Source organism: Rhizobium sp. ERR 942 (genome assembly GCF_007828395.1).
Lineage (GTDB): Bacteria > Pseudomonadota > Alphaproteobacteria > Rhizobiales > Rhizobiaceae > Rhizobium > Rhizobium dioscoreae.
The window spans coordinates 687400-712650 of the sequence record NZ_VIUA01000002.1 but is presented as its reverse complement, the minus strand read 5'-3'; the positions used below and the strand labels follow the sequence as shown (position 1 = coordinate 712650).

General features: G+C 59.2%; 20 protein-coding genes. 10 read left to right on the top strand and 10 right to left on the bottom strand.

The window, feature by feature from the left end:
* Window position 1 precedes the first annotated feature (1 nt).
* Window positions 2-1027 (top strand): helix-turn-helix domain-containing protein, encoded by a 1026-nt coding sequence (locus FBZ97_RS10110; protein ID WP_246661726.1) that lies wholly within the window; start codon window positions 2-4, stop codon window positions 1025-1027.
* Window positions 1028-1128: 101 nt separating this feature from the next.
* On the opposite strand, the gene FBZ97_RS10105 is transcribed toward FBZ97_RS10110, so the two are convergent.
* The 4 genes from FBZ97_RS10105 to FBZ97_RS10090 form a co-directional block, all read right to left on the bottom strand.
* Complete coding sequence (locus tag FBZ97_RS10105; protein WP_145319003.1) at window positions 1129-2382, bottom strand: hypothetical protein; 1254 nt, start codon at window positions 2380-2382, stop codon at window positions 1129-1131.
* 73 nt (window positions 2383-2455) lie between these two features.
* The gene (locus FBZ97_RS10100; RefSeq protein WP_145319000.1) at window positions 2456-3499 is read right to left on the bottom strand and encodes a substrate-binding domain-containing protein; all 1044 of its coding nucleotides are present in this window, start codon (window positions 3497-3499) and stop codon (window positions 2456-2458) included.
* A gap of 40 nt (window positions 3500-3539) precedes the next feature.
* The gene (locus FBZ97_RS10095; protein WP_113350662.1) at window positions 3540-4574 is read right to left on the bottom strand and encodes an ABC transporter permease; all 1035 of its coding nucleotides are present in this window, start codon (window positions 4572-4574) and stop codon (window positions 3540-3542) included.
* A complete protein-coding gene (locus FBZ97_RS10090; protein WP_145318997.1) occupies window positions 4574-6055 on the bottom strand; it encodes a sugar ABC transporter ATP-binding protein in 1482 nt (493 codons plus the stop codon). The genes FBZ97_RS10095 and FBZ97_RS10090 overlap by 1 nt, the downstream gene beginning before the upstream one ends.
* Window positions 6056-6389: 334 nt before the next feature.
* Here FBZ97_RS10090 and FBZ97_RS34350 point away from each other — a divergent pair, with 334 nt between their 5' ends.
* Window positions 6390-6539 carry a hypothetical protein gene (locus tag FBZ97_RS34350; RefSeq protein WP_156090748.1) on the top strand — a complete coding sequence of 50 codons (150 nt, stop codon included), beginning with the start codon at window positions 6390-6392 and terminating at the stop codon, window positions 6537-6539.
* Window positions 6540-6621: 82 nt separating this feature from the next.
* Here the strand turns inward: FBZ97_RS34350 and FBZ97_RS10085 are convergent, their stop codons facing one another.
* Entirely contained in the window at window positions 6622-8505 is a 1884-nt protein-coding gene (locus FBZ97_RS10085) for an MFS transporter (RefSeq protein ID WP_145318994.1), read from the bottom strand.
* A gap of 370 nt (window positions 8506-8875) precedes the next feature.
* Window positions 8876-10075, bottom strand: a complete 1200-nt coding sequence (locus tag FBZ97_RS10080; protein WP_113329566.1) for an MFS transporter — start codon at window positions 10073-10075, stop codon at window positions 8876-8878.
* 465 nt (window positions 10076-10540) lie between these two features.
* Between FBZ97_RS10080 and FBZ97_RS10075 the strand changes: the two genes are divergently transcribed.
* The 6 genes from FBZ97_RS10075 (at window position 10541) to FBZ97_RS10050 (ending at window position 16484) form a co-directional block, all read left to right on the top strand.
* The gene (locus FBZ97_RS10075) at window positions 10541-12100 is read left to right on the top strand and encodes a DUF4070 domain-containing protein (protein ID WP_145318991.1); all 1560 of its coding nucleotides are present in this window, start codon (window positions 10541-10543) and stop codon (window positions 12098-12100) included.
* A 454-nt stretch (window positions 12101-12554) separates the two neighbouring features.
* Window positions 12555-12797 carry a DUF1127 domain-containing protein gene (locus tag FBZ97_RS10070; RefSeq protein WP_113329568.1) on the top strand — a complete coding sequence of 81 codons (243 nt, stop codon included), beginning with the start codon at window positions 12555-12557 and terminating at the stop codon, window positions 12795-12797.
* A 356-nt stretch (window positions 12798-13153) separates the two neighbouring features.
* On the top strand, window positions 13154-13828 hold the full coding sequence (locus FBZ97_RS10065; RefSeq protein ID WP_186449477.1) for a response regulator transcription factor: 675 nt from the start codon (window positions 13154-13156) through the stop codon (window positions 13826-13828).
* The gene (locus tag FBZ97_RS10060) at window positions 13825-15180 is read left to right on the top strand and encodes a HAMP domain-containing sensor histidine kinase (protein WP_145318985.1); all 1356 of its coding nucleotides are present in this window, start codon (window positions 13825-13827) and stop codon (window positions 15178-15180) included. Before FBZ97_RS10065 ends, FBZ97_RS10060 begins: the two co-directional genes overlap by 4 nt.
* A 96-nt stretch (window positions 15181-15276) precedes the next feature.
* Entirely contained in the window at window positions 15277-15867 is a 591-nt protein-coding gene (locus FBZ97_RS10055) for a methyltransferase domain-containing protein (RefSeq protein ID WP_112723326.1), read from the top strand.
* Window positions 15864-16484, top strand: a complete 621-nt coding sequence (locus tag FBZ97_RS10050; protein WP_145318983.1) for a DedA family protein — start codon at window positions 15864-15866, stop codon at window positions 16482-16484. Before FBZ97_RS10055 ends, FBZ97_RS10050 begins: the two co-directional genes overlap by 4 nt.
* Window positions 16485-16507: 23 nt before the next feature.
* On the opposite strand, the gene FBZ97_RS10045 is transcribed toward FBZ97_RS10050, so the two are convergent.
* Window positions 16508-17539, bottom strand: a complete 1032-nt coding sequence (locus FBZ97_RS10045; protein WP_145318980.1) for a class I SAM-dependent methyltransferase — start codon at window positions 17537-17539, stop codon at window positions 16508-16510.
* Between the two features lie 253 nt (window positions 17540-17792).
* Here FBZ97_RS10045 and FBZ97_RS10040 point away from each other — a divergent pair, with 253 nt between their 5' ends.
* Entirely contained in the window at window positions 17793-19736 is a 1944-nt protein-coding gene (locus FBZ97_RS10040) for an EAL domain-containing protein (RefSeq protein WP_246661725.1), read from the top strand.
* A gap of 34 nt (window positions 19737-19770) precedes the next feature.
* Window positions 19771-20157: an ester cyclase gene (locus FBZ97_RS10035; RefSeq protein WP_113329574.1), complete on the top strand. Its 387-nt coding sequence runs from the start codon at window positions 19771-19773 to the stop codon at window positions 20155-20157.
* Here the strand turns inward: FBZ97_RS10035 and FBZ97_RS10030 are convergent.
* From FBZ97_RS10030 to pcaF, 3 genes are all read right to left on the bottom strand, one after another.
* Window positions 20154-21356 (bottom strand): MFS transporter, encoded by a 1203-nt coding sequence (locus tag FBZ97_RS10030; protein WP_145318974.1) that lies wholly within the window; start codon window positions 21354-21356, stop codon window positions 20154-20156. The two genes, FBZ97_RS10035 and FBZ97_RS10030, sit on opposite strands and share 4 nt — an antisense overlap.
* Before the next feature lie 122 nt (window positions 21357-21478).
* The gene (locus tag FBZ97_RS10025; protein ID WP_145318971.1) at window positions 21479-23806 is read right to left on the bottom strand and encodes a cation:proton antiporter; all 2328 of its coding nucleotides are present in this window, start codon (window positions 23804-23806) and stop codon (window positions 21479-21481) included.
* Between the two features lie 156 nt (window positions 23807-23962).
* On the bottom strand, window positions 23963-25168 hold the full coding sequence (pcaF, locus tag FBZ97_RS10020) for a 3-oxoadipyl-CoA thiolase (protein ID WP_145318966.1): 1206 nt from the start codon (window positions 25166-25168) through the stop codon (window positions 23963-23965).
* Window positions 25169-25251: the final 83 nt, after the last annotated feature.

Sequence of the window (25251 nt, the reverse complement as noted above, 5' to 3'; positions counted from 1 at the left end):
AATGACAAAGATATCGCATTTTCCGCCAATGCAGGATTCTGCACATTCCCCGCGGCGCATCGTCGTTATCGGCTATGACGGCGTTCAGGCGCTCGATATCGTCGGACCCATGGAGGTCTTCGCGATGGCGAACCTTCATTTGCCCGAGGGTGCGCCGCCTTACGAAGTCGTGCTCGCGTCCCCGGCCGGTGGATCGGTGAAAAGCAGCTCCGCCGGCGGCCTTGTCTTCGGCGAGACCATGAGCCTCGAACAACTGCCCGCCGATCTCGATACGATCATCCTCTCCGGCGGCAACGAGGATGGGCTTCGGCAGGTCATATTTCAGACCGACCTGCTTGCCTGGCTGCATTCGCGGGCGAAGCCTACCCGGCGCATGGCTAGCGTCTGCACCGGAGCCTTCATCCTCGCGGCCGGCGGTTTCCTCGATGGCAGACGCGCGACCACGCATTGGAATTCCTGTTCCCTTTTGAAGGAATTGCGGCCTCAGATCGAGGTCGAGCCCGACGCCATCTTTGTGGCGGAGCCGCCCGTCTTCACCTCAGCCGGCATTACGGCTGGCATCGATCTATGTCTGGCGCTGGTCGAGGCCGATTGTGGTCCGAAGACCGCTCTTGCCGTTGCGCGACAGATGGTATTGTTCATGCGCCGGCCGGGCGGTCAGTCGCAGTTCAGCGCGGGCCTCGCCCTTCAGGCGAATGCGACACCGCGCTTGCGTCAGCTCCTGAGCGAGATCATCGACGATCCCACAGGGGATCTATCGGGACCTGCTCTTGCCAGCCGGGTCGGCATGACGGAGCGCACCTTTTCGCGCAGTTTCCGCAAGGAGACCGGAACAACGCCGGCGCAATTCGTGGAAACCGCACGGTTGGAGCGGGCAAAGGCGCTTCTCGAAAGCTCTGACTGGCCGCTGGCCCGCATCGCCGAGCGTTCGGGCTTTTCAAGCCCCGACACGCTGCATAGGGCCTTTCTCAAGAATCTTGCCATAACACCCGGCTTTTATCGGGCGCGTTTTGGCACGGGCGCCTGACGACAAGGTCAGCCTCGTCACTCACATGCCGACTCATGCCGCGCTGGTAAAAACTTCTCTTCTTTCGTAGATAAATATGGATTTGGAGCCAAGCTCGCGCATCAGCCGCCATATTCGATGATTTCGAGCCCGGCATTGTAATCCGTGGCATAGATCAGACCATTGGCGTCAACAAAGACGTCGGCTGATTGGATCACTTTCGGGCGGCCTGGACGGCGGTCGGTCATGACAGTCGGCCCCGCCGGCACGAGAGCGCCGGTTTCGACAGGATGATAGGGGTCGGAAATGTCGAAGGCGCGGATGCCGGCATTCTGCCACGTCGCAAAGATCAGCGTCTCGGAGACGAAAGATCCGGGCCGGTTTTCGTGCAGATTGTGCGGTCCGAAATGACCGCCCTTCTTCGCGTAGTCGATTTCGGCGGGGATCGGGAAAGTCGAGATGCTGATCGGATTTTCGGGCACGCGGATGTCGAAGACCCAGGTATGTTTCCGGCCGTCTTCCTCATTGTCCAGCACAGCCTCATCCGCCACGACAAGAAGATCGCGGCCGGGAAGTGGCAGCGGCGAATGTGTGCCGCCGCCGTAGGGCGGGCACCAGTTATGGTGTTTGATGAGCCGGGGGGCGGAATGATCCTTGATATCGAGGAGCGTCAATCCGCCATCGCGCCAGCAAGCGTAGGCGGTGTCGCCATGGACGAGCGCGTGGTGCAGGGCATAGCGCTTGCCGTCGCCCCAATTTGGGGTTTCGCCCGCCGCGCGGTTCATGCCGGGAAGCCACCATTGGCCGACAAGTTCGGGCCTGGTTGGATCGGCCATGTCGATGGTCACGAAGATATAGTCGGTAAAGCCGTCGAGCAGCGCCGAGGCATAGGCATAGCGGCCGCCGACATACCAAAGCCTGTGAAAGCCGACGCCTTCGACATCCAGTTGGCCGATCTTGCGCGGCTTGTCGGGAACGGAAATATCAAACACGCTCATGCCCGCGGTCCAGGCGCGCTCACGCTTTCTGGAGGCGACCGTCTCGCCGACGGATTGCGTGTAGTAGGCCTTCTCGTCCGTGAAGGTTTCCACGTCGGCAAAGAGGTCGAGCGCGTTGATGACCAGCAGCAGGTCGTCATGCGTCTGCAGATGGATGTTCCAGGTGTTGGCTGGCGCTGGCACGTAATTGACCGTCTTGGGATGTTTCGGGTCGCGTACGTCAACGATCGAGAAGCCCTGCGACCAGGGATGGGCGACATAGGCGTAGCCTCGATGAACCATCAATTGCAACCCATCGCCACGGCCGCCGATATCGTTATGGCCGATCAATGTCATGTTGCGGGCAAAGTCAGGTTTCGGCAGGTCGGTCGATGCCATGGGACGTCTCACGCTCAGGGGAATGAAAAGGGCCGCCCTTGCGGGCGGCGCCTGCGAAAGCAGCTGATAAGTCTCAGTTCTTGGCCGCCGGAATCCAGGCTGCCGTCGCGGCATCGCTCTTCAGGAAGGCCGGGAATTTCTGTTGCAGCTCTTCGATGGTGCCGATCTTGTTGCTGACGAGATCGTCGCGCGTGATGAGTGTCGGCTGTAGAAGAACGGAGTGACCCGGGGGCTGGCCGGCAATGGCAAGCGAAACGGCGCGGACGGAAACTTCACCGACGACGGCAGCGTTGGTGGCAGCCGTCGCGACCCAGGCGCTGTCCGGTTCGACCATCAGCTGGATATCGGCAGTCGACGTGTCGACGCCGTAGATCTTCACCTTGGCGGAAAGGCCGAGCTCGTCGATGGCGAGCTTTGCACCCTTGGCGAACTCATCCCATGGCGTGAAGATCACCGAAATATCCGGATTGGCGCGCAGGACGGCCTTAGTCTGGTCGGCGACGGAGGCGGGAACGGTGTCATTGACTACGCCCCAGACGGCTTTTTCCTTCAGATTGTGCTTGGCAATGAAATCCTTCCACACCGCATATCGGCGGTCGAGCGGCGCGAAACCGGCAACGTAGACCGCACCGCCGGTGAACCCGTCACCCTTATCCTTCACGGCCTGGTCAAGCACGAGCTTGGCCATATCCTTGTCGCTCTGTTCGATCTGCGGAATTTGCGGATTGTCGAGGTTGACGTCATAGGCGACCACCTTGATGCCCTTGTCGAGTGCCTTCTGCGCGACATCCTTCAGGACCTCTGGGCGGCCATTGTTGATGATGATGCCGTCGACGCCGAGATTGATCGCCTGCTCGACAAGATTGCGCTGCGTGTCGTTGTCATTGCGGGCCTGCGAAACAGTGAGGTTGACGCCAAGCGCATCCGCCTGCCGCTTGACGCCAGCCTCGAAGGCTTGCAGCCAGTCGCCGCTGCCAAGGAAGCTGATGACGGCGATATTGACTGTTCTTTTATCGAAGGGAGCGGGCGCGCTGCTGAGGCCTGCCGCCGATGCCGTGGTCATGAAAAGCGAGCCGGCGATGACGGCCGAAGCTATGATTTTGAATAATTTGATCATTGAAAATCCATTGAGTGTTGAGTTGGGATGGATGGCGGGATCACGCCTTGCTGCGGCCGATCCCGTAGGTCAGCGCAAGCGCGCCGACGAGAACGGCACCCTTGATGAAATCCTGGGTATAATAGGGCGCATTCAGCATTGTCAGGCCGTTCAGAAGCACACCGACGAAGACCGCTCCGATCGTCGTGCCAAGAACGTTGGGGCGGCGCAGGCCAAGGACGGCAAAGCCGATGAGCGAGGCTGCGACGGAGTCCATCAGCAGCGATGCGCCGGAAGAGACGTCGCCGCGACCGACGCGGGCAGCAACGATAATGCCGCCGAGCGAAGCGAGAACGCCTGACAGCACATAGGCAAAGGTTTTCAGCCGGGCGATATTGGCGCCGGCGAGCCGCGTCGCGGCTTCATTGCCGCCGGTTGCGTAAAGAAGGCGACCGAGGCGCGTACGCTCGGTGAGGACATAGAGCACGACGGCGACGACAAGCATCAGAATGACGGGAAAGGGAATGGTGCCGAACAGGCTTGAACGTCCTATCGTCAAAAAGGTGGGATCGACTTTGCCGATCGCCTTCGTCCCATCGGGAAGGATCAATCCCACCGAGATCGAGCGTCCGGCTGTCGGGATCAGCTGTAATCCCGTGAGCAGGAACATGGTAGAGAGGGTCGCGAGGAGATCCGGCACCTTCAGCCGAACGATCAGCAGAGAATTGACGAGCCCGACGATCGCGCCGAAGGCAAGCACCAGCGGCACGGTCTCATAGACATCGAGGTTCCATACGATCATGGCGTAGCTGGCGGCCATGACACTGGAGGCAGCCACCGCGCCAACGGATAGATCGAAACCGCCGATGGCAAGCGTCACCGTCACGCCGGCACCGATGATGGCGACCACCGAAACCGCCTGCAGGATGCTCATCAGATTGTTGATGTTGATGAAGGCCGGCTGGGCGAAGCTGAAAATGATGATAAGGGCAAGGAGGAGGAGAAATACAGCGCCCCGCCGCACGAATTCCTGCGGCGATATCGCATGGTTCGTCCGCCTGATCTGTTCGGGGATTTCCACGGTACCTTCACTCATCAGGCATATTCCTCGTTCTGTCGGCCGCCCGAGGCCGCATCAACGGCTTCTTTGAGACCATGATGTTCCATCACCAGCACTCGGTCGGCGACTTCGAGTGCTTCTTCCGGATCGGATGTGGCGATCAGCGTAGCGCGGTCGGTATGGGCGCGTATGGCCGCGATAATGTCCTGGCGGGCGCCGACATCGACCCCCTGAAAGGGCTCGTCGAGAAGCAGCAGGCGGCTTGGCTCGGCTTCCCAGCGCGCGAGCACGACCTTTTGCTGATTGCCGCCGGAAAGAGACCAGACGGACGCCTCGGGACCGGGGGCCTTTATGCCGAGGCGCCGGATGGCCTTTTCTCCCTCACGGCTCTCGTGCCCGGAAAACAGGAAACCCGACGGATACCAGCGTTTTAGGTGCGGTAGGCTGATCGTTGCCGCAATACTCTCTCCGGGCCAGTCTGATGGCATCAGAGAAGAGCGATGCCGGTCGGCGGCAGCCATGACGACGCCACGCGCGATTGCATCCGCGGGCGAGCCGGGCTGAAATGCAATGCCATCCAGAAGTGCCGTGCCGGAGGCAAAGCGCTCGAGGCCGAAAAGCGTAGACAGAAGACGGCTCTTGCCGGCGCCGAGGACGCCGGTAATGGCGACGACCTCGCCGGCATGAAGCCTGAGATCGATCGGCGGGCTGTCGGCAAACAGCTGTATGCCCTGAAGCTCCAGTATGGTTCGGTCAAATTGTTCACGGCGATGCGGGCGAGCCGCCTTCATGGAACGGCCGATCATGGTTTCGATGGCGGCATCGAAGTCAATCGGGCGCGAGAAGGCACCGACGTTGCGGCCGCCGCGCAGGACGACCACGCGATCGGCGAGCGCATCGAGATCGGCCGTACGGTGCGAGATATAGAGAATGCCCAAGCCGCGGGCCTTCAGCCGACGGACGATATCATAAAGCCGGCTCGCCTCGCGCGCAGACAGGCTTGCGGTCGGCTCATCCAGGATCAGCAATTGCGCCTGATTGGAAAGGGCGCGCGCAATGGCGACCATCTGTCGGTCAGCGGTTCCAAGATCGCCGAAATCCCCGTCGAGCGGCAAGTCGAAGCCGGCTTCAGACAGGATCGCTTCTGCCTTCCGCCGCACTGAACGCTTCGACAGAAAGAAGGGCTGGCGTCCGTCAACATATTGGTTGAGCAGCAGCGCATCCGCGACCGAAAGGCCGGCGACCCCGACGACATCGGTCGATTGATGCACGGTAACGATGCCCCGCGCTGTTGCCTCGGCCGGACTTTCGGGGCGATAATCCGCGCCGTTCCATAGGATCGTGCCTGAATCGGCGCGGTGAATGCCCGACAGGATTTTGACCAGCGTCGACTTGCCGGCGCCATTCGCTCCCATCAGTGCGACGACCTCGCCGCGATCAACGGTTAGAGACGCTGCCGACAAAGCCTGTGTCGAGCCAAAAGCAAGCGAAAGATTTTGGGCGTCCAGCAAGGTCATGGGCATGGGTTCGATGATTGTCAGCGGTACTCGTAAGCCACTGGCGATCAATTAAAAGGACGAGCCTTGCTTTGTTTATTTAATCTATAGAATAAATTTTTTCCGAACTCCGGCTCGCCTCCATCTGGAGCTCGTGGATGTGCGGCGAGACCGAGCAAGTCTTGCCGACGCCTGTCGCCAGGGAGTTTAATTTGTCTGAAATTCCGAGGGAACCGGAAAACCCTTCCTTTAATCTACTAATTTTATAGACAATATAAAATCGTTAAATATCAGCAATGGCCGCGATAGCGAGGTGACCACGTCGCGCCTGCGGAAACATGCGCCAGGGGTTTTCATGGATACAGTGCTCTATCTCGCTTCTCTTGCAACGCGGCCAAGCCTTGCGGCAACCAAACGCGTCTGGTCGATCCTGCAGCATTTTCTGGCGGGCCTGATGGTCCTCTTTTCGCTTCTGGTGCTGCTCCACGCTCTTTGCGGAAGCTGAGATCTGCGCTTCGATTAAGGGTTGGCGAGACGAAGCAAAGAAAGGCCCGGCGTGCCGCATCTGAACGCCGGGCCTTATGCGGTTACTTGATGCTGTTCAGATCGACGCCCTTGGTTTCCCGAACGAAGATAAGGCCGATGATCAGAGTCATCGCAGCAATCGCGATCGGGTACCAGAGGCCGTAGTAGATATCGCCCTTGGCGGCGCTCATGGCGAAGACCGTTGCGGGCAGCAGGCCGCCGAACCAGCCGTTGCCGATATGATAGGGCAGCGACATACCTGTATAGCGGATGCGGGTCGGGAACATCTCAACCAGGATTGCGGCGATCGGGCCGTAGACCATCGTCACATAGATGACGAGGATGGTCAGGATGAGGATGGTCAGCGGCCAGTTGATGGCCGAGGGATTAGCAATCATCTTGAAGGCGCCGCCATTGGCGATGGTATAGACCGGCATCTCGGTTGCGCCGCCAGCTTGATCCGCCGTCAGAAGCTTCGCCTTGACGAGATCCGCGACCGGAGTGACCGTCTTGTCGCCCGCCCGCACGGTTGCCGCGTTGAGCCCCAGTTCGGGATTTGCGGCGATGAAGGCATCCAGCTTGGCGTCCGGTACCTTGGCAGGATCGCGAGCCAGTGGGAAACCGGCCTTCTGCAGGGCAAGGTTCATGTCATGCGTGAATGCCGCGCTCTTGGCCGCTGCACCGGCACCTGCCGCCGTCGCATCGTAAGAAGTGATGGTCGCGTCGCCGACCTTGACCGTCGCCGGCTGCCCGGCTGCGCCTTCGACAATGGTATAGGGCACGGACGACTTCGCCAGGAAGGACGTGGCGATATCGCACGAATTGTTGAACTTGGCGGTGCCGACCGGATTGAACTGGAAGGTGCAATCGCCAGGAGCAGCCGTCACCGTCGCCCGGATGGTTTGCTCCGCTTGGGCAAGCGCCGGATTTGCGGCATTGGTCAAAGCCTTGAACAGCGGGGAATAGGTGAGGATCGCCAGTGCAAGACCCGCCATGATGATCGGCTTGCGGCCGATCTTGTCGGAAAGCCAGCCGAAGAACACGAAGAAACCGCTGCCGATCAGAAGCGCGATCGCGATCATGATGTTGACCGATTGGCCGTCGACCTTCAGCACGTTCTGCAGGAAGAACAGGGAGTAGAATTGGCCGGCATACCAGACGACCGCCTGGCCGGCGGTAAGGCCGAGCAGGGCGATCAAGGCGATCTTGGCATTCTTCCACTGGCCGAAGGCCTCGGAAAGCGGAGCTTTGGAGCCCTTGCCCTCTTCCTTCATCTTCTTAAATGCCGGCGATTCGCTGAGCGACAGCCGTATCCAGACGGAGATGGCGAGCAGAAGGCAGGAGAGCAGGAAGGGAATGCGCCAGCCCCAGGCGGCAAAGGCATCCTTCCCGAGGGCATTCTGGACGATCAGGATAACGATCAGCGACAGGAACAGGCCGAGCGTCGCGGTCGTCTGGATCCAGGAGGTATAATAGCCGCGTTTGTTGTCGGGTGCGTGTTCGGCGACATAAGTCGCAGCACCGCCATATTCTCCGCCGAGCGCCAGACCTTGCAGCAGGCGAAGGATGATCAGGACGACGGGCGCGGCGATGCCCCAGCTCGCCGATCCGGGAAGGACGCCGACCAGGAAGGTCGAAAGACCCATGATCAGGATCGTGACGAGGAAGGTGTATTTACGCCCGACAAGATCGCCGATGCGCCCGAAGACGAGGGCGCCGAACGGCCTGACGAGGAAGCCTGCGGCAAAGGCGAGCAGGGCGAAGATATTGCGGGTTGCTTCCGGATAGTCGCTGAAGAAGGCCGTGCCGATGAAGGCGGCCAGAGAACCGTAAAGATAGAAATCGTACCATTCGAACACGGTTCCAAGGGAGGAGGCGAAGATGACCTTCTTCTCCTCCCTGGTCATGCCTCGACTCGTCGTCTCGGCCACGGACGTGGATGCCATGAATCAATCCTCCCAATTGCACCAGGGACATGGTCAAAAGACCCGTGTCATGTCCCCCATAATGACATTACGCAGGACTTTCCTGCCGATGGGCGCGGAAAGTCGCGCCAGTGGGTGCTCTCCTGATTTCCTCCCCCAGAAGATCACGCACCTGATGCAAATGTGAGTGTTGGCCAAAAATTGAAAATTGCAATGGCTGCAACCGCTGACGCTTATGGAAATCTGTGTGTAAGCATCAAGAAATACGAATATGTCCTTCCCTAGCGTGGCGGCAAGGGCTTGTCGCCGGGGAAAACGCTGCCGGGCGCGGTAAAATATGATGCACTTGGCAGGATTCGCGGAAGCGGGTCCAGGCCGCTTCCGGCCTGTCTTATGCCGCCTGGAGTTGCAGGCGGCGCATTGGTGGAAAGGCAAGCGCGATGGCGGCAGCCCCCAGCCCCACCAGGGACGAGCCGATGAAGAGCCAGGAATAATTGGCGAAGGTATCGAAGATCCAGCCGCCGATCAAAGGCCCGGCGGCCATGCCGATGCTCGAGAGCATCGATGCCGCGCCAAAGACGGTGCCGATGACGCGCGGTCCGAAATATTCGCGCGCGAGCACGGCATAAAGCGGCATGACACCGCCATAGGCGCTGCCGAAGATGACCGCCAAAGCATAGAACTCGCCGAGTTCACTGACCATCAGATAGGTAGCAAGTGCCGCCGCCTGCACGAGAAGGCCCGCAACCAGCACCGGTTTCACGCCGAGCTTGTCCGCCAGCGTCCCGTAAAGAAGACGGCCGCCAAGACCCGCAAGGCCCTCGACGCTATAGATGCTGACGGCTGCCATTGGCCCCACACCACAGATGGTGGCGTAACTGACCATGTGGAAGATCGGCCCGGAGTGGGCTGCACAGCAGGCAAAGAAGGTCGCGCCGAGTACGAGGAATTGCGGCGAGCGGAAGATCCGGCCAAGGGGCAGGCTCTGCTCTTCCCTCTGCCCGCCCGAAGCGGTGGCTTCGGCAAGAACAGGTGCCCGCCGCACCAGCAGTGCCGCCGGTATCAGTAGAACCCAGGCCATGATGCCGATGATGAGCATGGCGAAACGCCAATCGTAAGCGGAAATCAGGTAACGGGCGAAGGGCGATACCGTCATAGGTGCAACGCCCATGCCGGCCGAGACCAGTGACACCGCAAGACCTCTGCCCTCGTCGAACCAGGCGGTCGTCGCCGCGATCATTGGTGCGAAGAAGGCGCTGGCGGCAAGGCCGACGAGAATACCGTAGGTCAGCTGGAATTGCAGAAGCGAGCCCGCCCGGCTTGCCAGAACAAGCGCAAGTCCAAGCAGCAACGCTCCGATCACCACCACGATGCGGATGCCGAAACGATCGCTTGCGGCACCCCAGGCAAAGGCGCCGAGGCCCATGGTCAGGAAATTCAGCGTCATGGCGGCAGCGATGCCGGCATGCGACCAGCCTGTATCAGCGGCAATTGGTACCTGAAAGATCGCCAAGGAAAACATCGCGCCGAGCGCAACACAGGTCATCAGCGCTCCGGCACCGACAATCACCCAACGATAGGACGAACTCATTTTGCAGCTCCCTTCATCCGGCGGCTCAGGCGCGAAAGATCCGATAATATCCTTTCGCGCCATGTCTGGAATAAAGACGATTGCGTCGGGACGATTTCGACATTGCCGCCGGAAAAATTTTAATCGGCGGTGCGGGAACACGTTGAAGCGGCCTGGATGAGAGGCGGCCTCGGCAACCGAAGTGGTAGAAGCTTACCCTCCCCTTGAGGGGCCTCGAAGGGAGGTTTTGTTTCGCACCCAGTGCGCCCCGCTAGAAAAATGTCCTCCTGCGGGGTGATGACCTGAACGTCCAGCCGCCGCCAGCATCCGGAATTTAATCTTGAGCTCATATAGGGCTGCTAAGACAGCCGCCTCGATGCTGGAAGACCCTGCTTCGCGGCTGTAAGGCCAGCGCATGCAGCTGCAAATGACATACAGGCTCAAAGCAATACCGAACCAGATTCATATCATGGAGCGGACCATTCAATGGCTCATATCGTCATCATCAATCCGCGTTTCGAAACCTCTTATTGGGGCATGGAGCACGCTCTGCCGCTGTTCGACGTGAAGGCCAACCTTCCGGTGGCCTGCCTGCCTTTGCTGGCGGCGCTGACGCCGGCCGAACATACCGTCACTCTGGTGGACGAGAATATCGAGCCGATAGACTACGGCCTTTGCGAGAAGGCCGATATCGTTGCGCTGACGGGCATGATCGTCCAGCGCTTCCGCATGACGGAAATCCTGACCGAGCTCAAACGGCGCAACTGTTTCACCGTCGTCGGCGGACCTTGGGTTACGGTCAAGGAGGATTATTTCGGCAATCTCGTCGATGTCTCCTTCATTGGCGAGGCGGAAGAGACATGGCCCAAATTCCTGGCTGAATGGCAGGAGGGTCATCATGCGCGGCGCTATGAACAGGCTGACAAGACGGATATGAGCAAGGTGCCCGTGCCGCGTTTTGATCTCCTGAAGATGGACGAATATGCTGTCGGCAGCATCCAGTTTTCGCGCGGCTGTCCCTTCACCTGCGATTTTTGCGATATCATCGTCGTTTTCGGCCGCAAGCCGCGCATCAAGACCAGTACGCAGATTATTGCCGAGATGGAGGCCCTGCTCGCCTCCGGGATGGATACGGCTTTCATCGTTGACGACAATCTGATCGGCAACAAGAAGGCAATCAAGGAGGTCCTGCGGGATGTCGTTGCCTGGCAGGAGCGCCATCATTACCCGATGACGTTCCTGACGGAGGCATCGATCGATCTGGCTGACGATGCTGAATTGATGCAGCTGATGGTCGATGCCAATATCCGCGTCGTCTTCATCGGCATCGAAACGCCTAACGAGGAGGCGCTGCGCGAAACCAAGAAGCTGCAGAACCTGCGCAAGGGCGGGACGATGCTGGACAAGATCCACACGATCCAGCAGACCGGTATGGAAGTCTGGTGCGGCATGATCCTGGGCTTCGATAGTGACGATGCGACTATTTTCGATGCGCAGCGGGTCTTCATCAGGGATGCGCGCATCGTCAACGCCATGATCGGTATGCTGGCGGCGATTCCGAAGACGCCGCTTTATACGCGCCTCGCCAAGGAAGGCCGCCTCGACCACGACGATCCGCCCGCCTATGGCACCAATGTCATACCGCTTAATCTCTCGCGCGAAACCCTGCGGGATGGATATCTTTCGGTTCTAAGCGATCTGCACGAGCCGGCTGCCTATTTCGATCGGCTGGATGCGCTTTACATCGATGCGCGTATCGAACCGGAAAGTACCCGCTTACGCCACCTGCGCCGCCATCCGCTGCGCCTGCTGGCACTCAATGCGACATGGGCATTCGAAGCTGTCGGGATTTTCCTTCGGTTGATGCGCCAGGTGAAGGAGGCGGATTTGCGCGCCACTTACCGCGCGCGGCTTTTCAATCTCCTGCGGCATCGGCGCTCTCCCGTCGTCCTGCAAATCTATGCCATCAAATGCGCCATGCATTATCACGCCCATATCATGGTGCAGCAGATGCGCACTGGCGGCGGTATCGTCAATTCATTCTAGCGAAGTGTTTTTGAACACAGTAAGTTTGGAGACTATCGTGCTGCCTTGAGACAATCTCCCGGCAGGCGATTCGATACCGTCGTCACTGTTGCTTCGATGCAACATTTCATGCCTGATATCTGCAATTCGAAATTGTGGGGTTGCTGATTTCCAGATCTCGCGTATGATCACGTTCATCCGCAAATCGAACAAGGAGGCGTGACATGCATAATTCACATATGTTTACCTACGTCTCCGGCGGAATGATGTCGACGGCCTTGGTGTGCATTGCACCAACTGCGCGGCGACTTTATAATTAAAGCTAAAAAAGCTTTATCTGCCGCCGCTTAGGCGTTTTCCCAATAAACCTATATGACTTGCCGAGGGTGTGATTTGGTGTGTCGTTGACGCATCGACTCCTGAAGCCGGTCAAGCTTCAAGAGGACCTGGTCGCGTGACTGCGCCAGGAATAGCGATGACTCATTCACAATTTATAGTTGCCGAGAGTTTGACGGCGACGGTCGATGAACTGTACCAGAAATTCGGTGCGTGGAGGACTGCACGCGCCCTGCTGTTTGTTGTCTGGAAACGGCGGCAGACTTATGAGCAGGTATACGGATTATCGAATTATCAGCTTCGGGATATCGGTCTTCCCGAGCGTGAGGAAGGGCTGGATTATCGCAGCTTGCTGGCGTTGCATGTGAGCCGCCTTAAATGAGGTGGGTTTGATGCAGATGGACACTTTGCGGCTCGTCCTTCTTGACCTCTGCTGGTTCGAGAATGGCGGTGCGGCTGCGAAATCACGACGGACGGGAAACCATTTGTATGGTGGGTTCACCGCTCCGTTCGCTGTAGCCTATCTATCAGCCGCCGCGCGGCGGATATCGCAGGGGAGGCGATGCCTTCCCCTGTGACCTGACTGGCGTCGAAAGCCGAAACTGGCCGTTATCTTTCCTACCGACAGCGTATCGGTCTGAATTCTCCAGTGAATGATGAAGTGTCGCCTGGAGAGGGTCGCAATCTTCCCGCAATCCGCTTATGCAATGCAATCCTTACATTTTTGGGGATGGTACATTGCGGATATTGTTGCTTGAAGACGAGCCGGAAATGGCTGCGGCGCTGAGCGCTGCGTTGCAGGCTCGCGATGCCGTCGTCGATCACGTCTCGATCCTGGCCGATGCGGAAGAGGCTGCGATCAATCTCCCTTATGATGTCATTCTCCTCGACCGGCAGGTTCCGGATGGCGATGGCTTGTCGATCATTCCGAAGCTGCGCGCGGCCGGCATCGATACGCCCGTTATCGTGCTGACGGCACGCGGCGATCTCGACGATCGTATTGGCGGTCTTGATACCGGCGCCGATGATTATCTCGTCAAGCCCTTTGCCATGGAGGAGCTTCTGGCGCGGCTGCGTGCCATTCTGCGTCGCCCGGGTGAGGTGCGCAGCGAGGTGGTGAATTTCGGCAGGCTGTCTTATGACTTCGGCTGTCATGACATCCTGATCGAGGGTGAACGGCTCGAATTGCCACGCCGGGAAGTTCTGGTCTTTGAGGCGCTTGCGCGTCGGCTTGGTCGCACGGTATCGCGCCACGCTCTGGAGGAGGCTGTCTACGGGTTCAGCGAAGATATCCAGTCAAACACCCTGGATGCGCATATCTCCCGTCTTCGCCGCAAGCTTGCCTTGGTGGAGTCCGGGCTGGAGATTCATCCTGTTCGCGGCATTGGCTATCTGATGAGACTGAAATCATGAGCGGAGGCCAGCCTTCCTTGCGATGGCGTCTCGTATCGCGCCTATCATTCCTGCAAGCGATCTTCCTGTCGCTGCTTGCGGTGCTCATCGTGGCTGCTCTTTGGGCGACCGGCAGTTTCATCTCTCTTCAGCCGGAAGATGAGACCATCGATGCCATCTCCCGGTCCCTTGGGCGCGATCAGAATGGTGCCCTTATGCTGAAGGAGACGGCAGCGCTTTTGGCGCGGCGTGGGGATCTGCCGGGTCTCTGGTTCGTCGTTCGCGATCGCAGCGGCGCCACGATCAAGGACGGAAACGTACCCGCGGCCTATGCCGCGATCGGCGCTGCGCTCGACGGTGTCGGACAAGCCCGTTTCGGCGGCAATCTCGGCGGCAGCACCGTACCTGCCGCCCGGTTGCAATGGGTCTCGTCTCCGGCCGGTGAGGTCCAGGTTCTGACAGGTATGGACGGCAGCGTGTCGACGATCCGTGTCCTTGGCGCGGTGGGCATTGTCTTCTTCAGCGCTCTTCTGCCGCTGCTCATCGTAACGGCGATCGCAACGGTGATTGCCGCGCCACTCGTGATTCGCCGCGCTTTTTCTTCGCTCGATTCCGCCGTTGCCCGCGCCGGGCAGATCGATATCAATCGCCAGGGGATGCGGCTACCGATCGATGATGTTCCGCGCGAGATCCTGCCGCTTGTCGAAGCCGTCAATGACGCGCTGAGCCGGCTGGACGACGGCTATGAGCGGCAGAAGCGTCTGTTTTCCCATCTTGCGCATGAGTGGCGGACGCCGGTCGCGATCCTGCAGGCACGTCTCGATGGTCTGCCGGCAGGCCCTTTGAAGGAGCGGCTGTTTGAGGATACGGTGCGCCTTGCGACGCTTGCCGAGCAGTTCCTCGATCTTCAGCGCCTCAATCATCGCTTCGAGCCAACTTCAGTTGATCTCGTACAGGTCGCCGAACACGTCGTTTCGGAACTGGCGCCGCTCGCGATCGCTGCCAATTACGAACCCTGTTTCATCAAGGACGAGGAGGCCGTGGAGGTCCTTGGCGATCGCATGGCCATCGAGCGGGCCGTCACCAACCTCGTGCAGAATGCGATCCAGCATGGCGGCCGCCGCGGCAGGATCACCGTCCATGTCGGCCGCGCCACCGGCATCACCGTAAGCGACGAAGGAAACGGTGTACCGCAAGAGGAGCGGGACCGCATCTTCGAACCGTTTCACCGCCTCCAGGGACGCAGCAAAGGTTTCGGCCTCGGGCTGAACCTCGTTCAGGAGATTGCGAGGCTCCATGGCGGAAAGGTTTGCGTCATCGACGGACCGACGGGTGGTGCGTCTTTCAGATTGAACTTTCCGATGGCCGGATAGCCTATCGGCTCCCGATGCAATGTTCTCGCAATCGGCTCCTCCTAGGAAAAGCCTGCCGCACAGGCGAATCTCTTGAGCCCCTACTGGCGGGAACATATGTCAAACACATCACTATTCTTGCGAACTCTGCTGACCAATCCGCGCATGGTGGGAGCGATCGCCCCCTCCGGCCCGGTCCTGGCCAATCTGATTACAAGTGAAATTGGTCCTTCGGCGGGACCGATCCTCGAGCTCGGTCCGGGCACGGGAGTATTCACACGAGCCCTACTCGCACGCGGCATATGCGAAAGCGATATTACGCTGATTGAATCCGCTGATAGTTTTGCCAGTCTGCTGCGACAGCGGTTTCCTGATGCCCGCGTCATCTGCGCCGATGCTGCGCGGCTTGATGCCTATGACTTGCCTGAAGGAGAGCTGTTCGGCTGTGCGATCAGCGGGTTGCCGCTACTTAACATGTCGCCGAAGACGGTCATTGCCATTCTTGCTGCGGTATCAGCGAGACTGCGTGAGGGCGGGGCACTCTATCAGTTCACCTATGGCCTGCGCTGTCCGATACCGCATCGCCTGCTCGACCGGTATGGCTTCAAGGCAACGCTGCAGGGCCAGGTGCTGCGCAACTTTCCGCCTGCTAGGGTCTATAAGATCGTCCGGCGCAGGCCGATAAAATCTCCGGCTGCCGCCACATGAGTGACTCCTCCTATATGTTGGATGTTCTGCCCGATCTGGCGGCGTGGGGACTGTTCGGCCTTGCATTGTGTTCCGCGATCGAGAAGCTTGTCCCCATCCTACCGTCGATCGCCCTATTCTTGATGCTGGGCATGCTGGGTGTCGCCAACCCGGTTGATCTGCCTGCAGTGATCGCCGTTACCGCCGCCGGTTCAACGGCAGGCTCGCTGTTCTGGTATGGAGTAGGCTGTTGGCTGGGACCTGCGCGTGGCGACCTCTTCGTGCTGAGGATGACCCGGCGTCTGGATATCAAAGAAGAGTGGTATCTGCGCCTGAAACGCAATTATCATGGTCATGCCATACGGGCCACGCTCTTCGGTCAGCTTGTGCCTATCGTTCGCGCCTATATGGCATTGCCGGCAGGTGTGCTTGCCATCCCGGCGCCAGGGTTTGCCATCGCGACATTCTGCGGCGCATTAATTTGGAATACGCCGTTCCTGGTGTCAGGGTATTTGTTGCGTCAACAAATATTGGCGCCAGATGCAGCAGCACCTGCCGCCGTCGCAGCAATCATCTTGGTCAATCTTCTGCTGCTTGCGCTGCTGCGATTTTACCGGCCAAGCCGCAGCGCGGCTTAGCCGGTCATCACGCTTGCCGTCGGCTATATGGTCAGAACGGCGTAGATGACGCCACCGTTTTCGCCGCGTGTAAGGGAAACATCGGCGATCGGGTGTTTGACCTTGTCGATGATCGACTGGACATCCTCGTCCGTTCGCCAGATCAGCGGCCAATTCATGAAGGTCTCCATATAACCTTCGACACCGATATCCTTGGCGAAGTTTGCGAGCAGGAACTTGCCGCCGGGCTTCAGCATCTGCAGGCAGCGTTCCGTCAGTCGTACGGCTACGCTTTCAGCCAGATAGTCGTAAAGGCCGGCTGCATAGATGAAGTCGAACGTGCCGAGCTTCTGCGCGCGTCCCAAAATGGTGCGAACGGAGCCGTTGATCGCTTCGATGCAGGTGCCATGGAAGGTCGAGCTCACCGCCCCGACACTGACCGGGTCCTGATCAAGCGCGACCCAGCGCTTGAGCCTGCCGCTTTGCAGAGCCTTTGAGAGCTCCGCTTCGCGAAGATGGCCGGCCGCGATTGCCAGGACTTCGGCGCCATCCGTCGCCTCCGCCACTGCATCGACGTGGGCTGCCAGGATCTCGCGCCTTTCTCGCACGGCGACGGCGGATGGTGCGCGCCGGGTGAAATCGTAAACTTCTGCGCCCAGCGCCGAAGCTTCCGCCACCTGTGCGGCAACGGCCGGATGTTCATAGATGAAATCCAGCAGATAGGCATCGCCGCTGTAGCCACGCGGCTTTTCGAAGGACCATCGTGTCAGAGGGTCCTGCAACAGGTAGGACGACACGGGATGTCCCTGCGCCACCGAGGCAAGATGTGCCCAGGTCAGGGGTGTCGTCTTGTTTTTCAGCGCCTGCAGACGCTCCGTCAAGGCTTGCATGGTGCCTGGAACGGGCGCGTTTGCTTCGAACGCCTGCTGCGTGAGGGAGAGAATGAGGGCGAGTTCGGCCTCGCCCTCCTTTATTTGGTCGGTTGCAATGTTGTTACCGGACGATCTCGTATGTTCCGAGATGGACTGGGAGGTAACGAGGCTGAAGCCATCAAGAGCGGTTTGAAATTGTTTCAATTTTAAATCATTCCGTGAACACTACGCAAACCATATCTCATATAAAAATTGAGCGCTATGGTTTTGTTAATGTCGCTGCGGCAACGCTGTCGTTATCAAACGGATCAAATTAGCCGCCGTGGTGAAGCGGGCGATTTGTTCATTCGAGCGACGCAAAGGTAACGCGGTGGACATGAGGTCTCGGCTAACTCGGGTGATGATGAGCATGCGTCGATTGTCGGGAAACAGCGATCTTGGTCAGAGCGAGGCTCGCATGACTAACCGCCCCGATGAGCTGCGCGGGCTCTACAAAGCCTATAGCAACGATGCGCGGCGCGTCTTGGCTCGCAGCGGTCTGTGGCTTGCCGTGCCCGTTTATATCCTCTTCCTGGTCACGGATCTGGTCTTCATTCCCGACGTCTCGCACGTGACGATCCCTGCGCGGTTTCTGATCGGGGGCTTTTCGCTTTTGATCCTGGAAATGCAGTTTTCGCGGCAACGTCGTGCCGGCGAGCTTGAGGCGACATGTGCTGCGGCCGTCGTTCTTGGATATGTCGTGTGGCTGCTGCCGGCATTGCAGACAGCCAATGCCGAGGCATTCTCCTATTATGCCGCCTTCGGCGCCATCTTCATGATGGGCGTTAACCTGTTCTTCAGCCTTGAATTCGGCCTGGCACTGATGTCGTCAGGGCTGATCTTCGCCTTTTTCCTGCTGTCGCTGACGGAATTTCACTATAGCGCCGCCTACTGTCTGGCCTTCACCACCTTCTATCTCTGCTGCTTCGTGTTCACCTCCTATGTGAACTGGAAACTGAACAAGGAGCGTTTCAACGTCTTTCTCAATGCCAGGGAAGCGGAGCTGCAGCAGCGCCAGGCGACCGAGCGCGGCGAGGCGCTTCTGCGGCTTTCGATTACGGATTCCCTGACCGGGATGGAGAACAGAAGAGCCGCGGATATAAGGCTGAAACAATTTTGGGATCGCTGGCGCGAGAAGGGCGCAGCATTCGCCATCCTGCTGGTCGATGTCGACTTCTTTAAGAAGTATAATGATTATTACGGCCATCAGGAGGGGGATCACTGCCTTGTGACGGTTGCCAATGCGCTGTCGAACATCGTTGCTCCACTCGGGGCAACGGTGGGACGTTACGGCGGCGAGGAATTCATCGTTATCCTTGATCTGGAGAGCAGTTCGGATGCGCTGGCTCTGGCGGATGCCATTTGTCAGGGGATAGAGGCTCTCGATATCGTCCATGCACAACGTCTGGACGGCTTCCGGCATGTCACGGTGAGCGTTGGAGCGACCATTACGAGAGACGTCGCCGGCGCGAAGCTGGAGAACGTGATCAACGAGGCAGACCGTGCTCTGTATTCGGCAAAGGCGAGCGGCCGCAATTGCGCACGGATCTTCGATCCGAACGAGCTGCCGGGCGGCGATGCGAGCGAGAATATCGCGGCTATTTTGAAGATCGCCATCCAGCAGAACCTCGTCTCGCTGGTCTACCAGCCGATCCAATATCTCCAGACTGGAGAAATCGGTGCCTATGAAGCTCTGATGCGCCTGCAGTTGCTCGACGGATCGAATGCTTCTCCCGCCGTCTTTATCCCGATAGCGGAACGCACCGGCGCCATCATGGAACTCGGCTATTGGGCGATCAGAAGGGCCTGCTGTGATTTGCTTACCCGCGACATTGTCGACACGGTCAGCATAAACGTCTCCCCGATCCAGCTGCGGGCTCCGGGTTTCGCCGCACAGGTAGCCGCTATTCTGGCGGAAACGGGCGTTTCGGGTCACAGGGTGGCGTTCGAGATCACCGAGGGCGTCGATATGGAGATACGCCCCGATGTCCTCGACAGCATTCAGGATCTGAAGAAGCTCGGCATCAAATTCTGGCTGGATGATTTCGGCACAGGTTTTGCCGGATTGTCATGGCTGCGGCTGATGGAATTCGAAACCGTCAAGATCGACAAATCCTTCCTGCATGACGCGGCAAGCAACGGCGGTGCGAAGATCCTTCTCGAGGACATCATCGGTCTGGTGCGCAATCGCGGCCATCGCATTCTGGTCGAGGGCGTGGAGGACGAGGAGCAGCTCAATCTCGTCAAATCCTTTGGCATCGATGCCGTTCAGGGATACCATATCGGCCGTCCGGCACCGGCGCTCAAGCATCCGATTACGATGATGCATACGAGTCGCCGCCGTCTGCAGGCATCGGCCTGAAGCGCAGGCCGCCTCCAGGGCGTGGGTGATGAGAATGGCAAGCGTCGATCTGTCCGAGATCTACCGAGGCTATATTGCCTGCCTGAACAAGCAGGATTGGTCGAATCTGGGTAAATTCGTCCATGAAGACGTGCATTACAATGACGCCTACATTGGACTATCAGGCTATCGGCAAATGCTCGAAGGCGATTTTCGCGCCATTCCCGATCTTCATTTCGATATCACTCTACTGATCTGCGAACCGCCACGCGTCGCAAGCCGCCTGCAATTTGATTGTAGGCCGACGGGAATGCTGTTCGGTATGGCGGTGAATGGCAGAAGGGTGCAGTTTGCCGAGAATGTCTTCTATGAGTTTCTGGACGGGCGGATCCGGAACGTCTGGTCTGTCATCGACAAGGCTGCAATCGCAGCTCAGCTCTAGGACTTCTTCCCGAGGCGCAACGCGATAAAGCCTGCTGCGAATGCGGCGAGGCCGCTTGCGATAATCGGGCCGGAATAGCTGCCGGTATGGTCGAAAATAAAGCCTGCTGCAGTTGGCCCGATCAGGGCTGCCACACCCACGGCCGAATAGAGATACCCGATAACTGCACCAATCTGGCGCGTGCCGAACAGATCGGCGGCGACAGCCGGATAAAGGCCGACGCACCCGCCATAGCTCATGCCGAAGATCAATGCGAACAAGATCAGCTGGATCATGCCTGATGCCGACGCCCATATGGCAAAGGAGGCCGCGACTGCAAGGGTGAGCGATGCCAGCAGTTGCCGGCGGCCGAAGCGATCTCCCAGGCCTGCCAGAAAGAAGCGGCCGATGACGCTGCCGACACCGATAACGCTGACAAGGGCGGTTCCGTCCTGAATGGAAAGTCCCATGTCGCGGGCGGCGGCGACGATATGAACATAGGGGATGAAGGTGCACAGAGAGGACAGGAGAAGCACGATATAGAAAAGCCAGAACCGTCCGTCGCGCCATATAGCGGGGAGCTTGGGATTGCCGGCGTGCGCCGGGAACGAGATCGTACCGTCACGGCGCTTGCGGACAAGCAGAGCCGCCGGTATGCCAAAAACGGCGAAGATGCAGGCAAGCGCAAGGAAACACCTTCGCCAGCCGATGAAGGGAAGAGCCTGGCCGATGGCGAAGGGCAGGATCAAGGTCCCAAGCCCAATCCCCGCCGTCGCGACGCCCGACGCCTGGCTTCGTTTGTGGATGAACCAGGATTGCACCGCTCCGATCGCCGGAACGTATGACAGGCCGATCCCAAATCCGACGCCGAAGCCATACCAGATGTAAAGTGCGGTCAAGGATCCGGCACGACTGGCGGCGATATAGCCAATGATCATTGCTCCCAGTCCCAGAAGAACAAGGCTGCGCGACGACCATCTGTCGGCGAGAGGCCCGGCAATCGCGCCGAGCGAGTAGAAGAGAAATGCGGAAATGGAAAAGACGAGGGCGACCTCGCCGCGCGACGCATTGAACTCCGCAGCAAGCCCCGGCAAAGTGGCGGAGAAGGAGTAGGCGGCTCCGAACGTCACGGTCGTCAGCACATGGGTGGCGGCGACGACCTTCCATCCTTCCCGCGTATCGGCTTCTTCATGGTCGCGCGAAAGGATAAGGTCGGACATATCGGGCTCTGCAAAAGATCGTGCTGCCGGTCAATATGCTTCACGGGGCTACGTTCGAGAAATGAATAGTACTGATGGCGCCTATTGATTCTCTTGATCCATCCCACCGTTGACGGACAGGGCTATTCGCGAATTGCCTGCGAGGCGGCCAGGTCGGTTTCAATGAAGACGCATGATCTGTCTGCCGTTTGCAGCAGTGTGTCTGCCACGCTGCCATAGGAGAGGCTGCCACTGGCTCGCTTGCTCACGCCGAGCACGATCAGATTATATTTGCCGCTTCGGGCGCGCCGCAGGATCGAGAGCTCCGGTGACGGTCCTTGCTGAACCACCTTCTCGATCTCGACGCCATAGTAATCCGCGATCGCGCCGACCTTGTTGAGAACGTCCCATTGGTCATTGCCTCGGTCGCTGATGCGCGGAATGGCTCTGACCTGTCGCGGTTCAACGATCCGCAGCAGGGCGCAATGGGCTCCCGCCGCCTTCGCAATCGCAAGCCCGAATTCGGCTGCCCGGACGGAGCGTTCGGTGTCGCTGACCGGCAGCAGGATTCTCAAGTCCTGGGGACGTTCGGGGAGCATACCGCGTGCTGTTACGATAGCTGACGTTCCCTGGAAGGCAGAGGTCATGATTTGCAGGGCCGTGCTGAAGCGCCCGTCTTCGCCCATGGTCGGTTCGATGCCCATGAAGAGGAGATCGTGGCCGGCACCCGAGACATCTTCGAGCATGGTTTCCAGCGTGTCGTTCTTCTCCCAGACCGTAACATGGATATCGCTTTCGCTGGCCATATCCTGCTTCGGGGAAGCCGACGCCAGTAAATCGGTCGCGCATTGTCTCAAATCGTCAGCGACGGCTCGACCTTGCGGCGCTGCGCCTGTCGTCGCTGTATCATTTGGATCGTATATTGCGTCGCGTGGTTCCCTGATATCCAGGACGGTGACAGGCATCTTGCGCGTCACGGCGAAGAAGGCGGCGATCCACGTGGCGAGGCGGCTGCTTTGCGAGCCATCCACGGTCAGCAGGATGCGTTCGAAATTTCCGAGGAAGCTTTCGCTTTCGAATTCTTCACGTTCGAGCCGGTCACGCTCCTCTTCGCGCAATGGCAGGCGGGCAAGCGCCCAGCGAAGCGTTGGCGGCATCGCCATCGTGGTGATGACGGCCATGGCGACAATGATGGAGAAGAGTTTTTCGTCCAATACGCCGACGGACAGGCCTATGGTCGCGACGATGACTTCCGTCGATCCCCTGGCGTTCATTCCACAGCCGAGCGCCAGAGCTTCGGATGCCGAATAGCCGCCAAACTTGGCGGCGGCAAAAGCGCCTCCGAACTTGCCGATGCTCGCTATGATGACGATGGCGGCCGTCAGCAGCAAGATGGAGGGATCGGCAAGCACGGTAAGATCGGTCTGCAGGCCAGTCAGCCCGAAGAAAACAGGCATGAACAGCGCCGTCGTCAAGCCGCGAAGCTGGACGTCGATCTGTCGGGTAAGGATCGGCGATTCACCGACGAGAATGCCGGCGACGAAGGCGCCGAGCACGGTATGGACGCCGATGAGATTGGTGATGATGGCCATCCCGCCCATGATCGCAACGATGGCGCTGAGCACGGGCAGGTCGCTGCGAAAATTATCGTTGGTCCAGCGGATGATCTCGAACACGATCCGCCGTCCTACAGTGAAGCTCACGGCCATGAAGGCCAGTGTGCCGATGACGCTGGTCGCCAGTGTCATGAGATCGACCGTCCCTTTTTCCGCAAGACCAAAGGTTATGGCGATGATCACCCACCCAACCGTATCGTCGATAATGGCCGAAGCGACGATCAGCTGACCGATGTTCCGGCGCATGAAATCCATTTCGCGGACGACGGAGGCGACGATCTTCACGGAAGAGATGGAAAGCGCGGTACCAAGAAAAAGTGATGTGACCAGCCGCTTTTCGGGATCGGGAAGAAAGGCGTCCGGGATGAGCTCGCCGAGTGCAAAGCCGGCCGCAAAGGGAATCACGATGCCCGTCAACGAAACGCCGGCCGCCGATTTGCGCAGGCGTTTCGCAAGACCGAGATCGGTCTCCATGCCTGCGAGCAGCAGGAGAAAGAGAATGCCGAGCTGGCCGATCGCATCGGTCATGCTCTTTTGTGCGCCCTCCGAAGGAAAAAGGCTCGCCTGTATATGGGGGAAGATCAAGCCGAAAAGGGAGGGGCCGAGAATGATGCCGGCAATGATCTGACCCATGATCGATGGCTGGCCGATGCGCACCATCAATTCGCCGAGCAATCTGCCCGATACGACAAGCAGAATGATCTGGACCAGGAACAGCCCTTCCGAAGGGTGGCTGGCCTTCTGCCCCTCGGCAGCGAAGGCGGATTGCGCAATCGACAGCGACAGGGTGATAGCAATGAGAATGATAACGGCAGTTGACGGAAATGCTTTTAAGACATTCTGGCGTGATGGCATGGACTGATCCCACTGAGCAGCAGGAAAAACGCGCCAGAACCTTTGCCGTTCCAGTTTTTATCGTTGGTTGCAGCCTTCAATGACCCGGCGTCGGGTTTCGGTCGCGAGCATGATCCGCCGCTCATGTGGCGCCGGACCCCCGCCTGTTCGCAACGATCAGACCCGTTCCAGCGCGATGGCGATGCCCTGGCCGACGCCGATGCACATGGTCGACAGCGAATAGCGGCCGCCGGTTTCCTTCAGCTCCAGGGCGGCGGTACCGGTGATGCGGGCACCGGACATGCCAAGCGGATGACCGAGCGCGATGGCGCCTCCGTTGCGGTTGACGCGCGTATCATCATCGGCAATGCCGAGTTCGCGTAACACGGCAAGCCCCTGCGAAGCGAAGGCTTCGTTCAATTCGATAACGTCGAACTGTTCCTGCCGCATGCCGAGGCGTGTCATGAGCTTGCGCGAGGCGGGAACTGGGCCGATCCCCATGATGCGCGGGGGAACACCGGCGGCCGCACCGCCGAGGATGCGGGCAATTGGCGTCAGGCCGTATTTCCTGGCAGCTGCCTCTGAAGCAATGATGAGCGCGGCAGCGCCATCATTGACGCCGGAGGCGTTGCCGGCGGTCACCGTGCCGCCTTCCTTCTTGAAGGGCGTGCCGAGCTTGGCAAGCGCTTCCATGGTGGTTGCGCGCGGATGCTCGTCCTTGCCGACAATGACCGGATCGCCCTTGCGCTGCGGGATCGTGACCGAAGTGATTTCCTTGGCAAGCCGGCCGTTCTCCTGCGCTGCCGCAGCCTTTGTCTGCGAGCGAACGGCAAAGGCGTCCTGATCCTCGCGGCTGACCTTGTAATCTTCTGCGACGTTCTCGCCGGTTTCCGGCATGGAATCCACGCCGTATTGCTTCTTCATGACAGGGTTGATGAAGCGCCAGCCGATGGTGGTATCGTAGATCTCGGCATTGCGCGAAAAGGCGCTTTCGGCCTTGGGAATGACGAAGGGCGCGCGCGACATGCTTTCGACGCCGCCGGCGATCATCAATTCAGCCTCGCCGGCGCGGATGGCGCGGGCGGCTGCTATGACGGCATCCATGCCGGAACCGCAAAGCCGGTTGATCGTCGTGCCGGGCACTGAAATCGGCAGGCCGGCCAGCAGGCTTGCCATGCGCGCGACGTTGCGATTGTCCTCGCCCGCCTGGTTGGCGCAGCCATAGATCACGTCGTCGACGGCTTCCCAGTCGACAGAGCCGTTGCGTTCGATCAGCGCCTTCAGTGGTATTGCACCGAGATCGTCGGCGCGGACGGAAGAAAGCGATCCGCCGAAGCGGCCGATCGGCGTGCGGATGTAATCACAGATGAAGGCTTCGGTCATGGTCTTCTCCCTACGGCATGGCGCGCAAAAGTGAGCAGCGGATTTGCGACAACGGCATGCGAAATATTATAAGCTTAAAGCAT